We start from the raw sequence: 13,525 nt of genomic DNA on the forward strand, positions 1-13,525 counted from the left end.
GACTGTCCCAGCACGTCCTCGGCGCGGACCCGAGGTGGATGCCGGATCCAGATCGAGGAGAAGTCGTGAACATGAGCGCATCAGAGGACGTGCGTCGGTGGGACCCGCTGACCGGTGCGATCGCGCACGAGATCACCGCGCAGGTCGAGCGTGTCGCCGAGGTGCTCGGGCGGCGGGTGGCCGGGCGCGTCGGTGCTGCATTGCAACGCACGCTGCGGGAGACGATCACGATCGACTCCCACGGTGTCTTTGTGATCACTGGCGACATCCCGGCGATGTGGCTGCGTGACTCCACCACCCAACTGCTGCCCTACCTGAGGATGGTCAGCACGTGCGAACCCTTGGCCGACCTCGTCGTCGGCGTGGTGCAGCGGCAGATGCGCCAGCTCGATCACGACCCGTACGCGAACGCGTTCAACCGGACTGCCAGCGGCGCCCACTATGAGCCGGAAGATCTCAACGATGATCCATGGGTGTGGGAGCAGAAGTACGAGGTGGACTCGATCGCGTTCCCGCTCCAGCTTGCCCACCACCTCTGGGCCCTCACCGGGCGAACTGACCACCTCGACCAGCGCGCCCGCGGGGTGGCAGACACCGTCATCGACCAGATCGCGCGCGAGCAGCATCACGAGGCGCGCTCTGCCTATCGTTTCGAGCGACCTGGTGCCATCGTCACTGAGACCCTGCCGCGAGGGGGCCTGGGCAGTCCGCTCGGATACACCGGCATGACGTGGAGCGGATTCCGGCCTTCCGACGACGCCTGCACCTTCGGGTACAACGTGCCGGCCAACCTCATGCTCGCCCAGGCGCTTCTCGGGTTGGCCCAGCTCGCGGAACAGGTGTGGGTCGAAGGCGACCTGGCCGAGCGCGCCCGGTCGCTGGCGGGCGAGCTGACGGCGGGTGTGGCCGAGCACGGTGTCGTCGAGCATCCGAGGCTGGGGTCCGTCTACGCCTACGAGGTGGACGGCCTGGGCGGGCAGCTGCTCATGGATGACGCCAACATGCCCAGCCTGCTCAGCCTTCCGCTCCTGGCCCCCGACGTGATCGACCCCGCGCTCTACAGCGCGACCCGTGCGCTCGTGCTGAGCGAGGACAACCCGTGGTACTTCCGTGGCACGGCCGGAGCCGGCATCGGGAGCCCGCACACCGGTCCGGACAAGATTTGGCCGATAGCGCTCGCGGTCCAGGGACTGACCAGCACTGACGAGGAGGAGCAGCGCCGTCTCCTCGAGCTGCTGATGGCCACCGACGCCGGCACCGGGTCGATGCACGAGAGTTTTCATCAGGACGATCCGGCGACGTTCACCAGGGCCTGGTTCTCCTGGGCCGATTCGATGTTCTGCGAACTCGCGCTGCAGATCACCGAAGGTGGTGGCAGGGCGGGTCGGTCAGTCCCGCGATTGCACCCTGACCTCGGCTGAGCCGGCGGTTCCGGTGCACCGCCCCTATCGCGGCTCGAACAATTAATAGAGTGCATGCTCTACTATTGCAGCATGGACGAGACAACACTGCGGCAGGCCCGTGCCGTACCGGCCGGATTCGGAGTGGCTGTGCTGGTGCCCGGGATCGGGCTCGGGCTTGGCGGACCGGCCCTGGCCGGCTGGTTGGTGGACCTGCTCGACCGCTCGCCGCTGCCGACACCCGGCCTGCTGCAGGTGATCGCCGGTCTGCCGTGGTCCTGGTCGATCCCGATCGGGGTGCTGCTCGGCGTGGTCGGCGGTGTGCTGCTCGCGATGACGATCGTGCACGAGGCCCTGCAGCTGACCGTGGCGCCCGATCATCTGGAGTACCGCCAGGAGGGCCGGGAGGGGTGGATCGAACGCGCGGACGTGGCGAGCGTTTATGGGGATGGTAGCGACGTCGTCGTGCTCGATGCGGGTGGTCGGGCCTTGGTGCGGCTGAACGCCGAGGCGCTGGACCGCTCGAGGCTGGTGCAGACCCTGCGTGAGTACGACTATCCGTGGCAGGAGGAGGACCCGTTCGAGGCGGACTATCACCGCTGGATGGATGGGCGCCCGGGTTTCACCGCGGCTGAGCACCGGTTGATCGGCCGGTGGCAGGAGGTGCGGCGCAAGGGCAAGGAGCGGGCCGAGGCCGAGTCCGCGCTGCGTGAGGCGGATCTGGTGGTGCGCTACCGGGAGGGCAGGGTGCAGGTGCGCCGGGCGGGAGAACCGGGTCATGGCACGGACCGTCGACCCGCAGCGTCATGAGGAACGACGGCTGCACATCATCGATGCGGCCCTCACCGTCATTGCCGCCTGTGGCTACGATGGCGCCACCACGGCCGCGATCTGCCGCCAGGCGCGGATCGGGTCGGGCACCTTCTTCCACTATTTCCCGACCAAGGTAGACGTACTGCTGGCGATCCTGGAGTTGGGGACCGACGATGTCCGCAGGCTCCGAGAAGCGGTTGAGGGGATTGAGGACCCGGTGGCGGCCGTGCTGCGGATCGTCGACCAGCAGATCGAGGATGCGAACGATCCACGTCTGGGTGGCTTTGTCCGTGCTGTGGCAGCGGTGATGACCGAGCCGCGGGTGGCGGCCGCACTCGGAGCCGACGAACGGGCCCAGCGCGAGCTGTTGACGCAGATCCTTGCTCAGGGGCAGGAGGCCGGCCGGGTGCGCACCGATCTATCGGTCGAGCGTCTCGTCGCCTGGGTGCGGTTGCTGATGGACGGCTTCCTGGAGCAGATCGCCACCGATCCCGCGTTCACCGCAGAGCGGGAGGGCCCGATGTTGCGGGAGATGGTGCGCTACGTGGTCAGTGGCGCCGGACGATCGTGACCGGGTCGACACGTATACGTTGCGCTGAGCACACACGTGTCGCGCTCGACGTATCGGTGTCGGTCGGTACGAGGTGGCGCCCTCTTCTCGGTGCCACCCGGTACAGGCCGGGTGCCGGTGGCGGGTGGAGACAACTCAATTCAACTGGCGAAGCGCAGAACGGAGCATGCTGATACCACGCTGCCCACCTTCGATCTCCCCGGGCAGATGGGTTTGGGTGACAAGGTAGATCATGTGCCCCAGGTGGCTGGCGTCGCGCGGGGAGATCGTCTCGGCGCGCAGGTCTGCGGCAGTGAGCAGTGATGCGAGTAGGACGAAGTCCGCGGCGTGCCGCTCCTTGCCTGGGTCGACGAGGATCTCGCGGGTGGCAGCTTTTCCGACCAGCGCTCCGAACAGGTTGGGCCGAGTGATCGCTCCTTCCTGGTCTCCCACTCGGACGCGTACCTGCTCGCTGCGGTTGAGCGCTTGCTGGGTGCCAGGTGCCTCGATGGTTGGTGCGCCCGTAGCGCCGGGTCGTCCAGAGGCCCGTTCGCCCAGGTGGCGCGGGATGAGCACGTCAAACTGGGCGCCGTCGCTGCGCACCCAGCGGTGCTCGTGGCCGGCCGGGCTGCGGCCGGCGCTGGTGAAGCCGAGGCGCTGATGAGCGCCTCGGTGAAGATCCGCAGCATCGGAGGTCGTCCGCGCACGTCCAGCACTGCATCGAGGTCGGTCGTCGGTCGTGCTGGGGTGTGGCCGCGCTCGATGCAGTGCAGGTGGACCAGTTGACCACCAACCAGGGACCAACCGGTGGGGACGTGATGGGAGATCTCGAGCAGCGCGAGCCATCCTGCGGTCTGCGCAGGGACCATGGTGGGCAAAGTGATCGTCTTCATGCCCGGCCCAGTATGCGCAGCGCGGACTGAGTCTCGCGCGGGCCGTGATGGTCTAACAGGTCTGCTGCGGTGAGTAGCCGCGGTGCGATGCCGGTCGACTCCAGTGGGTGGTCGAGCACGTGTACGACGACGTTGGGCCGGGCGTCCTGTGCGGTGGGGTCGAGGTAGTGGTGGTCGGCGAAAGCGTTCAGCTCTGCGCGCTGGATGTAGCCCTCGCAGACGCCGACTACTGCCAGATCGGTCCGAGGATCGCTCAGGCCGGACGCCAGGAGGCGCGGATCTTCACCGATCGCTTCCAGGTCAGCCGGGGCGGCTTCGAGCTCGACCGTTTGAGCGCGTGCGGCCATCCACGAGCGGACGAGGTCGATGACAGTCTCGACGGGCTCGGTCTTGATGCGTTCTGCCTTCTCGCGCAGTCGTGCCAGCTGACTCGCGAAAGGAACCAGCGGTAGGTGTCCATCGAACATCTGCGCCAGGGCGAGTGCCATCGGCGCCGACAACGGCCGCCCGCGCAATGCGGGTGAGAGGCTCGCGGCGTCCACTAACCAGGTGCCGCCGGTACGGGTGCCGAGGACCGAGCCAGCGCGCAGCCTCGCGTAGATGCGGTGGCGTGAGACGCCAAGGCGGCGGGCGGCCTCGGACACGCTGATCATCTGCGTCATAACACAACTATATACGGATGTAGATAGAAGTGTTATACGTGGGTTGGGTGCAGGCAGGACGATGGTTCAGCTGGAGTTGCTGATTTGCTTCTCTGGGCTCGATTTCCCGGTGGAACGCCTGGTCGCCTGGGTGCGGTTGCTGATGGACGGCTTTCTGGAGCAGATCGCCACCGATCCCGCGTTCACCGCAGAGCGGGAGAGCCCGATGCTGCGGGAGATCGTACGATCCGTGCTGACCGGTCAGGCCCCCGACCCCAGCAGGTCCACCGCATCCACGATCGTGTAGGCGTATCCCTGCTCGGCGAGGAACCGCTGCCGGTGGGCGGCGAAGTCCTGGTCCACGGTGTCGCGGGTGACGATCGCGTAGAAGTGCGCGGTCCGCCCGTCGGCTTTGGGCCGCATCACCCGACCGAGCCGTTGCGCCTCCTCCTGCCGGGAGCCGAACGAGCCGGAGATCTGGATCGCCACCGCCGCCTCGGGCAGGTCGATGGAGAAGTTCGCGACCTTGCTCACCACGAGGGTGGTCAGCTCACCGGTGCGGAACGCCTCGAACAGCCGCTGCCGCTCGGGCACGGTGGTGCTGCCGGTGATGACCGGAGCGTCCAGCGCCTCGCTGAGCTCGGTCAGCTGGTCGATGTACTGGCCGATGATGAGGGTCTGCTCCCCAGCGTGCTTCTTCAGCAGTTCGCGCACCACCGCGGTCTTCGCCGACGCCGTCGCTGCCAGCCGGTACCGGTCCTCCGGCTCGGCCATCGCGTACGCCATCCGGTCCGAGTGCGGCAGGTCGAGGCGCACCTCGGTGCAGTCGGCGGGGGCGATGTAGCCCTGGGACTCGATGTCCTTCCACGGGGCGTCGTAGCGCTTGGGGCCGATGAGCGAGAACACCTCGTCCTCGCGCCCGTCCTCGCGCACCAGCGTGGCGGTCAGGCCGAGGCGCCTACGGGCCTGAAGGTCCGCCGTCATGCGGAAGATCGGGGCGGGCAGCAGGTGCACCTCGTCGTAGACGATGAGGCCCCAGTCGCGGGCGTCCAGCAGGTCCAGGTGCGGGTAGGCGCCCTTCCGGCGGGTGGTGAGCACCTGGTAGGTGGCGATCGTGACCGGCCGGATCTCCTTGCGGGAGCCGGAGTACTCGCCGATCTCCTCCGCCGTCAGGGACGTGCGGCGCACCAGCTCATCGCGCCACTGCCGGGCGCTGACGGTGTTGGTCACCAGGATCAGGGTGGTGGTGCCGGACTGGGCCATCGCCCCGGCCCCCACGAGTGTCTTGCCCGCCCCGCAGGGGAGCACGACGACGCCGCTTCCGCCGTGCCAGAACGTCTCCACCGCCTCTTCCTGATAGGGGCGCAGTGACCAGTCATCAGTGTTGAGGGAGATGGCGTGCTTCTCGCCGTCGACGTAGCCAGCGAGATCCTCGGCCGGCCAGCCAAGCTTGACGAGCACCTGCTTGAGGTGGCCGCGCTCGCTCGGGTGCACGACGACGGTCGTCTCGTCGACCTTCGCGCCCACCAGGCCGGCGGTGCGCTTGGAACGCAGCACCTCGGTGAGCACGGGCACGTCCAGCGCGTGCAGCACGAGCCCGTGGGTGGGGTGCTCCATCAGTTGCAGCCGCCCGTAGCGGGACATCGTCTCGGCGATGTCGACCAGCAGGGCGTGCGGCACCGGGTAGCGCGAGTACTGGATGAGGGTATCGACCACCTGCTCGGCATCGTGGCCGGCGGCGCGGGCGTTCCACAGCCCCAGCGGGGTGAGCCGGTAGGTGTGGATATGCTCCGGTGCGCGTTCGAGCTCAGCGAATGGGGCGATGGCGCGCCGGCACGCACCGGCCTGCTCGTGGTCGACTTCGAGCAGCAGGGACTTGTCGGACTGGACGATCAGGGGGCCGTCGGGCATCGGATCATTCTCTCACCTCTGTGTGACCCTCACACCGGCCGCACCGCCACGATCCGGTGCGGAGCCACGGTGATCTCGGCATCACGCCGCACGTCCCGCACCCGCACCCATCCGCCGTCCACAGTCAGGGGCAGCACGACGCGAGACTCGCTCCCGCCGCGCGGTCCCGCCATTACGAGTTCCACCTCGGTACCGGAGCGTGCCGCCACCCGCAGCGCCTCGAGCACCTGCGGTGGTTCCGGAACGTCCGTCCCGCGGTCGGCGAGCAGCCGCTGGGCTCGCTCCTCCCCGGCGCGCATGTGCCGGACCGACTCCCGGAGATCCGCCTCGTCCGGACCGGTCTCGGGCTCCGGATCGACCGCCGGGTGCGGTGCCCGGGCGCGAGGGACCGGGACCGCGACCACCGTGCCGTCGGTGGCCTCCAGCACCGGGTTCGCGCCCGCATCCCGCAGTGCCGCTACCAGTTCACCCGGTTCGGCTCGGGCGATCAGCACCGTCGGTGCGATCGCCCGCAGCCCCAGGCCGGCGAGCATCGGCGCTCCGAGCAAGCGGGCGGCGGTTGCCTCGTCCACCCGCACGTAGGACCGTGCCGTACCCACCCGCACCTGCCCGTGCGTGCGGGCGGTATCGTGCACCAGATACTCCAACGGCTGCGGAACTCGCGGGGAGACGGCGCGCAACCGTGCCAGCAGTTCCTCCGCGGTACCACCCCGCTCCAGCGCTCGCCGCACACTGCCCGCGGTGAACCGGACCGTCACCGCGGCACCCTGGCTCTCCACCTCGGCCGTATCGGCCAGTAGACCTGCGAGCACCCCGCCCGGCCGGCCGGGCACGATGCCCGTCAGGTCGCCCTGCAGGATCAGCTCCTCGACGGCCGGGGGTAGTTGCGCCGTGAACGCCTCCACGAGCGCGGCCCGCACCCGGGAGTGCTCACCCACGAGCTCAGCGGGGCTGGCCAGTTCCGCCTCGTTGCCATAAGCCGCCACCAGCGCCCGACCGGCCTCGGACAGTGCCCCCGCCCCGGTCAGCCCGAGACCTGCAGCCTCAGCGAGTACCGCCGTCACGGCAGCCTCGGGTGGGACCGAACGCGCACTGAACCAGGAGAGCCGTTCGCGTACGGCGCTCACCTCCGGCGCACTCCCGGGCGGCCAGGCCGCCACAGCCGCCAGCACCCGACGGCGTAGCACCGGCGCCCAGTGACGTTCCAGTGCCGGGCCGAGCGCCGACCGTAGCGTCCCGCGGTCATCGCGCGTCCCCGCCAACCAGGGGGTGCGCCGCCACCCGATCCAGCCGAGCACCAGATCCGCCCACCGCTCGCCGATCCCCTCACCGGCCCATTCCTCGGCCGCCACGGTCGGTGCCCAGGCAGTCCCGTCGTCATCGTGGAGACGCCCGACCAGCCCAAGCATGGTGGCGAGCTCCACCGCCAGCACCGCGCGCTCCGAGGTCGCACCGATCCGGCTCGCCAGCTGCCGCAGCTCGCGTACCCCGACCCCACCGGCTCGCAGTACCCGCGGCGGCTCCTGGCCCCAGGCCGTCAACGCCTGGTCGATCTGACCGAGCAGGGTCTCGGCGGCGCGCACCGACTCCGCGGCCACGGTCTCCTCACCCCGGGTGGGCGCCTCGGCCAGCGGGGGAGCCGCCTGCAGTCCGCGGACCAGCCGGCCGCCCCGGGCGGCGATCCCGACCTCGCGGGGAAGGACCAGTTCGGTACCGGACCGACGCATCAGCACGTGGTGATCGAGCAGCCAGCGCGCCGCCGCCGGGATGTCGTGGGCCACGGTGCCCACCGGCGGCCCCCAGGTGAGGGCCTCGAGCATCCGCCGTGCGCCATCTGGTGCCCGGGCCATCGTCTCGGTGAGAGCGTGTGCCGTGGTCGGCCAGCCCGCATCCGGGCGGGCACCGAGCTCACCCAGCGGCGGACCCAACCCGAGCGGGTGGGATCCCACGGCCTCAGCGAGCCCGGGTACGGGACGGAAGGCTCCGCCGTCGGACATCACCAGGGCGAGCTCAGTGAGGATCGTGAGATGTGGCGCTGCATCGGCTCCGACGGCGGAGGAGACCGCCTCGGACGTGCATCCCGGCTGCAGCAGCACGAGCGCCTCGGCGACCACACTGGTGGGGGAGTCGAGCGTGGCCAGGGCCCGTGCGAGCGAACCGCGCGCCCCGGCCCGGCTCGCGAGCGCGGTGATCGACGTCGGAGGCGGGGCGGCCAGGTCCGGTCGGTGGCGCAACAGCGAGGTGATCCTGGCGTCGTCCCAGGAGCGCAGGACCTCGGCGAGGTCGGGCGCGGTCGACACACCGATGGACATCCTGCCCAGTCTACGGACCGACGGCGTACCGGGCGGATCAGCGCCCAGCACAATCAGGTCGCCCACGCCCGCTCCCGGCCGGTAAACTCGGTGAGCGGGTGCGCTCAGGGCGCGCCCGTTCGTTCGATCCCGTCAAGAGTCAGGACATCCTCGTGCCCACCGGCAAGGTCAAGTACTTCGACGCCGACCGTGGTTTCGGCTTCATCGCTGCCGACGACGGCGGCGAAGTCTTCCTGCACGCTTCCGCGCTGCCCACCGACGTCACCGCGCCGCGCAAGGGCAGTCGCGTCGAGTTCAGCGTCGCCGACGGCCGTCGCGGCCCGCAGGCACTGTCGGTGACCCTGCTGGACCCGGTGCCCTCCGTCGTGCGCGCCAAGCGGCGCCCCGCCGACGAGATGGCTCCGATCGTGGAGGACCTGATCAAGTGGCTCGACAAGGCCGGTGGCCGGCTGCGCTCCGGACGGTACCCGGACTCGGCGGACTCGGCTCGCCTGGCCAAGCTGCTGCGAGCTGTTGCCGACGAGTTCGACGCATGACCCTGACTCGCGCGACGAGTCCGCACCCGCCGATGGAAGGCACCTCATGAGCACTGTCACCTTCACCGGGAAGGCGCCCTCGACCCGGCGCTCCACCAAGGACGCCGTGCTCGAGGGCGCGGTCGAGCTCGCGCGGGAGGCGCTGAGCTCCACGACTGACGGCGTGGGGGAGCACCTCGGGTTCGAGTTGGAGTCCGAGCGGCTCGGGATCCACTGGTTCGCGGCCACGATGCCCGGATACCTCGGCTGGCGCTGGTACGTCTCGGTCTCCCGTGCGCCTCGTTCGCGTACCGCGACCATCTGCGAGAGCGGGCTGTTGCCCGGCGACGGCTCCCTCCTCGCACCCGCGTGGTTGCCGTGGTCGGAGCGCCTCGCCCCCGGCGACCTCGGCCCGACCGACCGGCTCCCGCACGTGTCCGACGACGAGCGGCTCGAACGCGGACACGTCGCCACGGGTGACCCGGAGCTGGACCGGATCGCGATCGTCGAACTCGGACTAGGACGCGACCGGGTGATGAACGCCAAGGCGCTCGATGCCGCGGCCACCCGCTGGTACCACGGCTCTCAGGGCCCGGAATCCAGCGGCGCGCGCGTCGCCGGTAAGTCCTGCGCAGCATGCGGCTTCGTCGTCCCCTTGGCCGGTTCGCTCGGCCAGCTCTTCGGGGTGTGCGCCAACGAGTGGTCTCCCGACGACGGCAAGGTCGTCTCCCTCGACCACGGGTGCGGGGCGCACTCCGAGACGGATGTGACGCCGCAGGGGCACGAGTGGTCTCAGAGTGATCTCGTCGTCAACGAGCACGGTATCGACGTGGTGGAGAGCACGGAAGTCTCCGGGGCCTCCTCGGAGCGCGAGGCCGCCCCGGAACCCGAGGCGTCTCAGGAGTCTGAGGCTGTCCAGGAGCCTGAGGCCCCTCAGGAGTCCACGGATGAGACGGGCTCGCCGAGCGACTCCTGAATTCCCCACCTGACCAACCGGCCAACCCTCGCTACGCTGGGAACTCGGGCACCGGCGTTCGGGAGCCGGTGCCGTGACGAGAGGATGGACCCATGAAGGGCAACTCGAGGGCACGTCGCACGATCGCAGCCGTCGTGACGGGTGTTGGTCTGCTTCTTGCAGCACCCGTGGCAGCCGGGGCGAGCACGCTCAGCTCCGATGCACCGGTCACGGCCGGTGGATTCACGATCCAGGGTGGAGGGAACGGGGCAGACGAAGAAGTCATCTGAACCTACGCCCCACGGTGACCGGTCCGGTGTTCCGGGCCGGTCACCGTCAGCCACTCCTCGTTCCTCCACCGCCGAGGGCCAGGCGCTGCGCCCGCTGATCCGCGGGGTGTATCTGCCGGCCCTGCTCTTCAGCGTGGGCATCGGTGCGATGACGCCGATGGTCGTCGTCAGTGCCACCGCGCTCGGAGCCGATGGCGCGACCGCCGCACTTCTCGCAGCTCTCATCCCGGTCGGTCACATCCTCGCCGACCTGCCCGCCGGCGCTCTCACGTCCCGCTTCGGCGAACGTGCCACGATGATCGGTTCCTCCGCGGTGGCGATGGTCGCCCTGGCCGCGTGCGCCCTCGCGCCGAACCTCGCCGTGCTCGGTGCCGGTGTGCTCGTCGTCGGAGGGACTGCCGCCGTGTACGGGCTCGCCCGGCAGGCCTATCTGACCGAGGTCATCCCGCCGATGCAGCGGGCTCGCGCACTCTCCTCTCTCGGCGGCGTGGGCCGGATCGGGATCTTCGTCGGCCCGTTCCTCGGTGCCGCACTCGTGCTGGGACGCCCCGACCCGGCGCCCTCGTACTGGCTCGCCGCCGGCACCTCGCTCCTGTCCGCGATTGTGGTCTGGCGGAGTGCCCCGCACGAAACGCCGCGCCACTACACCCCTGACCGCCCCCGGGCCTCCACCTGGTCGGTGCTGCGGGAGCAGCGTGCCATCTTCCTCTCGCTCGGTATCGCCGTCGTGCTCGTGGGCGCTATGCGTGGGGCCCGGCAGACGGTGCTGCCGCTGTGGACGGAGAGCCTCGGTTACACCCCGGCCGTCACCAGTGTGGTCTTCGGTATCGCCGGCGCCGTCGACATGCTGCTGTTCTACCCGGCCGGCAAGGTCATGGATCGCATGGGCCGGCTCTGGATCGCGATCCCCTCGATGCTCGTGACCGGGATTGCGATGCTGTTTCTCCCACTCACCGATGCGCTTGTGACCGTGGGGATCGTCGCCGTGCTGCTGGGGCTGGGCAATGGGATCGGCTCAGGTGTGCTGATGACGTTGGCGGCCGACACCGCCCCCGAGCACGGCCGCCCACAGTTCCTCGGCGTCTGGCGGCTCTACTCCGACGCCGGGATGGCCACCGGCCCGCTCGTCGTCTCCGCCGGTGCCGCTCTCGGTTCCCTCGCCGCGGGGATCGCGGCCACCGGCGGCATCGGGTTGCTCGCCGTGCTGGCGCTGTGGCGCTGGGTGCCACGCTGGAGCGTGCACGCGAACCGGACCACCCGCCGTCGGGCAGGTCTCGGGTGAGCCGCCGCCTGGAGATCGGTGCGGCGCGGCTGCCCGGCTGGATGGCGCGGTTCGCCGCGCGGCACCCGGGGGCCACGGCGCAGGTGAGCGCCGACGGCGTCCGGCTGGACACCCCGGACGGCGCGTGGGCGGAGGTCACCGCCTGGCCAGGGATCAGGCCGGAGCCATCGCCCACCGGCCTGATCGGCTGGGATTCCTTGGCCGACTGGGCTGCAGGGCCGCCGGCCTGTGCGTTCGTGCTGATTCGCCGTGGCGGATGGGCAGTCGGCCTGAGCCAGAGTGACCGGCTCGTCCGGCACCGCACCGGGCGGCGGTATGTGCAGTCGCGCACTGCGGCGGGCGGGTGGTCCCAGCAGCGGTTCGCGCGGCGGCGCGGTAACCAGGCGGATGCGCTGGTGGTGCATGTGGCGGGCGTGGTCGAAGAACTGGTGGGAGAGTCGCGGGACGACCTCGGGCAGGGCGATACCGGATCGGATGGTTACGTGCTGAACGGTCTCGTGTTGGGCGGGGACAAGGCGCTTGCCGCGGCGGTGCTCGCCGAGTTGCCCGGCGCTGGTGCCGGCAGTTCCGGAGCCGGCAGTTCCCGGGCCGGCAGTCCTGCGACCCGCTTGGCCGACCTGCCCCGGCGGGAACTGTACGACCTACCCGACCCACGTCTGGTGGTGCTGCGCTCGGCCCTGACGCGGGCGCGATCGGCCGTCGTGACGATCGATGACCCGGCTCTGCGGTGAGGGGACTCAGCGCCCGAGGCGGAACAGCGACTCATCGAGCATTCGCACCACACCGGTGAGGGTGGCATCGGCCCCCAGACGCGCCGGTTCGATCACCAGTGACCGGGTCATCATCGGGTGCGACCCGGCGTAGAGCTGGCTGCGGATCGCGGAGACGAACGGCTCGAGTGTGGCCAGCGCCCCTCCCAGGTAGACCGCCCCGGGGTTGAAGAAGTTCACGACGGCGCACATCACCTCCCCGAGGTGGCGTCCGGCCGTTCGGGCGAGGGTGGTGGCGACGGGGTCGGCATCGCGCACGCGGTCGAGCACGTCCGCCGTCGAGGTCACGTCATAGCCCTGTTCGCGCAGCAACCGCACCAGCGCCGCCCCGGAGGCGACGGTCTCCAGGCAGCCGTGGTTGCCGCACGAGCACGGTGTCTCACCCGCGGCGCTGACCCGGGTGTGGGTGATGTCTCCGGCCACCCCGCCGGCGCCGTGGTAGACCGATCCGTGCACCACGATGCCCGCTCCGATCGCGGTGCCCGCCTTCACGGTGACCGAGTGCTCGACCCGTTCGGTGCGGGCGAAGTGTTCTCCGAGGGCCATCGCGTTCGCATCGTTCTCCACCACGACCGGCACCCCGGTCGCCTGCTCCAGCAGACCTCCGATGTCATGGCCCTGCCAGCCGGGCATCCGGGAAGGGCTTTCGACCGTACGGCGGGTCACGTCGACGGGTCCGGGCAGCGAGATCCCGGCACCGACGAGCTGCCCGTCGACGGCAGGTCCGGTGGCGAGCGAGGTGAGCCCGGCGGCGACCGCCTCGATCACGGCCGGTGCCCCCTCGGTCAGATCGACGGGGATCTCGGTGGTCGCGACGATCCCGGCGCCACGGCGCACCAGGCCGATCCGGGCGTGCCCGCCGCCGAGGTCGATCGCGCCGAGGTACTCGTCCCGGTCGGTCAGGCGCAGTTCCCGGGGGCGTCGGCCACCGCTGGACTCCCCAGCGGACCCTTCGACCAGATGCCCGTCGGTCAGGAGCGCCTGGACGTGCTGGGAGACGGTCGAGGGCGAGAGGTCGAGCGCCTCCGCAAGCTCACGTCGTGATCGGGCCCGACCGGATCCGATGAGCATCAGGATCTCGTCCTGGGCGGCCGTCGTGCTCTTCCGTCGGGACATGAGACCACCCTAGCGACTTCTTACGGACTTCGTGCGAAACAAACGTAACTTTGTTGTGACACTTCATGCATAGACAG

At 70.1% G+C, this 13,525-nt stretch carries 14 protein-coding genes; 9 read left to right on the forward strand and 5 right to left on the reverse strand.

The annotated features are described in order from the left end of the window. The first annotated feature begins 71 nt into the window (after positions 1-71). The 3 genes from FV560_RS09305 to FV560_RS09315 all read left to right on the forward strand — a co-directional run bounded on the left by FV560_RS09305 (position 72) and on the right by FV560_RS09315 (position 2,784). Complete coding sequence (locus FV560_RS09305) at positions 72-1,421, forward strand: glycoside hydrolase family 125 protein (protein ID WP_159621251.1); 1,350 nt, start codon at positions 72-74, stop codon at positions 1,419-1,421. Positions 1,422-1,493: 72 nt separating this feature from the next. Further along, a complete protein-coding gene (locus tag FV560_RS09310) occupies positions 1,494-2,210 on the forward strand; it encodes a YqeB family protein (protein ID WP_159621252.1) in 717 nt (238 codons plus the stop codon). Then, entirely contained in the window at positions 2,179-2,784 is a 606-nt protein-coding gene (locus tag FV560_RS09315) for a TetR/AcrR family transcriptional regulator (RefSeq protein ID WP_159621253.1), read from the forward strand. The genes FV560_RS09310 and FV560_RS09315 overlap by 32 nt, the downstream gene beginning before the upstream one ends. A 135-nt stretch (positions 2,785-2,919) precedes the next feature. Here FV560_RS09315 and FV560_RS09320 read toward each other — a convergent pair whose 3' ends face one another. Both FV560_RS09320 and FV560_RS09325 read right to left on the reverse strand, forming a co-directional pair. Further along, entirely contained in the window at positions 2,920-3,366 is a 447-nt protein-coding gene (locus tag FV560_RS09320; RefSeq protein WP_159621254.1) for a hypothetical protein, read from the reverse strand. A 286-nt stretch (positions 3,367-3,652) separates the two neighbouring features. Further along, positions 3,653-4,318, reverse strand: coding sequence for a helix-turn-helix domain-containing protein (locus FV560_RS09325; RefSeq protein ID WP_159621255.1), 666 nt, complete (start codon positions 4,316-4,318; stop codon positions 3,653-3,655). A 61-nt stretch (positions 4,319-4,379) separates the two neighbouring features. On the opposite strand from FV560_RS09325, the gene FV560_RS09330 reads away from it, so the two are divergent. Next, on the forward strand, positions 4,380-4,604 hold the full coding sequence (locus FV560_RS09330) for an acylphosphatase (RefSeq protein ID WP_159621256.1): 225 nt from the start codon (positions 4,380-4,382) through the stop codon (positions 4,602-4,604). Here the strand turns inward: FV560_RS09330 and FV560_RS09335 are convergent. Together FV560_RS09335 and FV560_RS09340 are read right to left on the reverse strand one after the other, a co-directional pair. Next, on the reverse strand, positions 4,559-6,208 hold the full coding sequence (locus tag FV560_RS09335) for a DNA repair helicase XPB (RefSeq protein WP_159621257.1): 1,650 nt from the start codon (positions 6,206-6,208) through the stop codon (positions 4,559-4,561). The genes FV560_RS09330 and FV560_RS09335 overlap by 46 nt on opposite strands. 29 nt (positions 6,209-6,237) lie before the next feature. Beyond that, entirely contained in the window at positions 6,238-8,520 is a 2,283-nt protein-coding gene (locus FV560_RS09340; RefSeq protein WP_159621258.1) for a helicase-associated domain-containing protein, read from the reverse strand. Between the two features lie 152 nt (positions 8,521-8,672). Here FV560_RS09340 and FV560_RS09345 point away from each other — a divergent pair, with 152 nt between their 5' ends. The 5 genes from FV560_RS09345 to FV560_RS09360 all read left to right on the forward strand — a co-directional run bounded on the left by FV560_RS09345 (position 8,673) and on the right by FV560_RS09360 (position 12,293). Beyond that, on the forward strand, positions 8,673-9,056 hold the full coding sequence (locus FV560_RS09345) for a cold-shock protein (RefSeq protein ID WP_159621259.1): 384 nt from the start codon (positions 8,673-8,675) through the stop codon (positions 9,054-9,056). 46 nt (positions 9,057-9,102) lie between these two features. Further along, on the forward strand, positions 9,103-10,011 hold the full coding sequence (locus FV560_RS09350) for a DUF3027 domain-containing protein (RefSeq protein WP_159621260.1): 909 nt from the start codon (positions 9,103-9,105) through the stop codon (positions 10,009-10,011). Between the two features lie 92 nt (positions 10,012-10,103). Then, positions 10,104-10,280, forward strand: a complete 177-nt coding sequence (locus FV560_RS20340) for a hypothetical protein (RefSeq protein WP_235020033.1) — start codon at positions 10,104-10,106, stop codon at positions 10,278-10,280. Continuing rightward, positions 10,210-11,562, forward strand: a complete 1,353-nt coding sequence (locus FV560_RS09355) for an MFS transporter (protein ID WP_159621261.1) — start codon at positions 10,210-10,212, stop codon at positions 11,560-11,562. The genes FV560_RS20340 and FV560_RS09355 overlap by 71 nt, the downstream gene beginning before the upstream one ends. After that, positions 11,559-12,293 (forward strand): acVLRF1 family peptidyl-tRNA hydrolase, encoded by a 735-nt coding sequence (locus FV560_RS09360; RefSeq protein WP_159621262.1) that lies wholly within the window; start codon positions 11,559-11,561, stop codon positions 12,291-12,293. Before FV560_RS09355 ends, FV560_RS09360 begins: the two co-directional genes overlap by 4 nt. 6 nt (positions 12,294-12,299) lie before the next feature. Here FV560_RS09360 and FV560_RS09365 read toward each other — a convergent pair whose 3' ends face one another. Next, positions 12,300-13,448, reverse strand: a complete 1,149-nt coding sequence (locus FV560_RS09365) for an ROK family transcriptional regulator (protein WP_159621263.1) — start codon at positions 13,446-13,448, stop codon at positions 12,300-12,302. Positions 13,449-13,525 lie beyond the last annotated feature (77 nt).

The sequence above is a fragment of the Ruania rhizosphaerae genome (genome assembly GCF_009805705.1).
Taxonomy (GTDB): Bacteria; Actinomycetota; Actinomycetes; order Actinomycetales; family Beutenbergiaceae; genus Ruania; species Ruania rhizosphaerae.

Bases quoted from the DNA above. Each gene is read 5' to 3' on its own strand.
- FV560_RS09340 (WP_159621258.1), bottom strand. From the start codon at position 8,520: ATGTCCATCGGTGTGTCGACCGCGCCCGACCTCGCCGAGGTCCTGCGC.
- FV560_RS09330 (WP_159621256.1), top strand. From the start codon at position 4,380: ATGGTTCAGCTGGAGTTGCTGATTTGCTTCTCTGGGCTCGATTTCCCG.
- FV560_RS09310 (WP_159621252.1), top strand. From the start codon at position 1,494: ATGGACGAGACAACACTGCGGCAGGCCCGTGCCGTACCGGCCGGATTC.
- FV560_RS20340 (WP_235020033.1), top strand. From the start codon at position 10,104: ATGAAGGGCAACTCGAGGGCACGTCGCACGATCGCAGCCGTCGTGACG.
- FV560_RS09350 (WP_159621260.1), top strand. From the start codon at position 9,103: ATGAGCACTGTCACCTTCACCGGGAAGGCGCCCTCGACCCGGCGCTCC.
- FV560_RS09325 (WP_159621255.1), bottom strand. From the start codon at position 4,318: ATGACGCAGATGATCAGCGTGTCCGAGGCCGCCCGCCGCCTTGGCGTC.
- FV560_RS09365 (WP_159621263.1), bottom strand. From the start codon at position 13,448: ATGTCCCGACGGAAGAGCACGACGGCCGCCCAGGACGAGATCCTGATG.
- FV560_RS09315 (WP_159621253.1), top strand. From the start codon at position 2,179: ATGGCACGGACCGTCGACCCGCAGCGTCATGAGGAACGACGGCTGCAC.
- FV560_RS09305 (WP_159621251.1), top strand. From the start codon at position 72: ATGAGCGCATCAGAGGACGTGCGTCGGTGGGACCCGCTGACCGGTGCG.
- FV560_RS09355 (WP_159621261.1), top strand. From the start codon at position 10,210: ATGCACCGGTCACGGCCGGTGGATTCACGATCCAGGGTGGAGGGAACG.
- FV560_RS09335 (WP_159621257.1), bottom strand. From the start codon at position 6,208: ATGCCCGACGGCCCCCTGATCGTCCAGTCCGACAAGTCCCTGCTGCTC.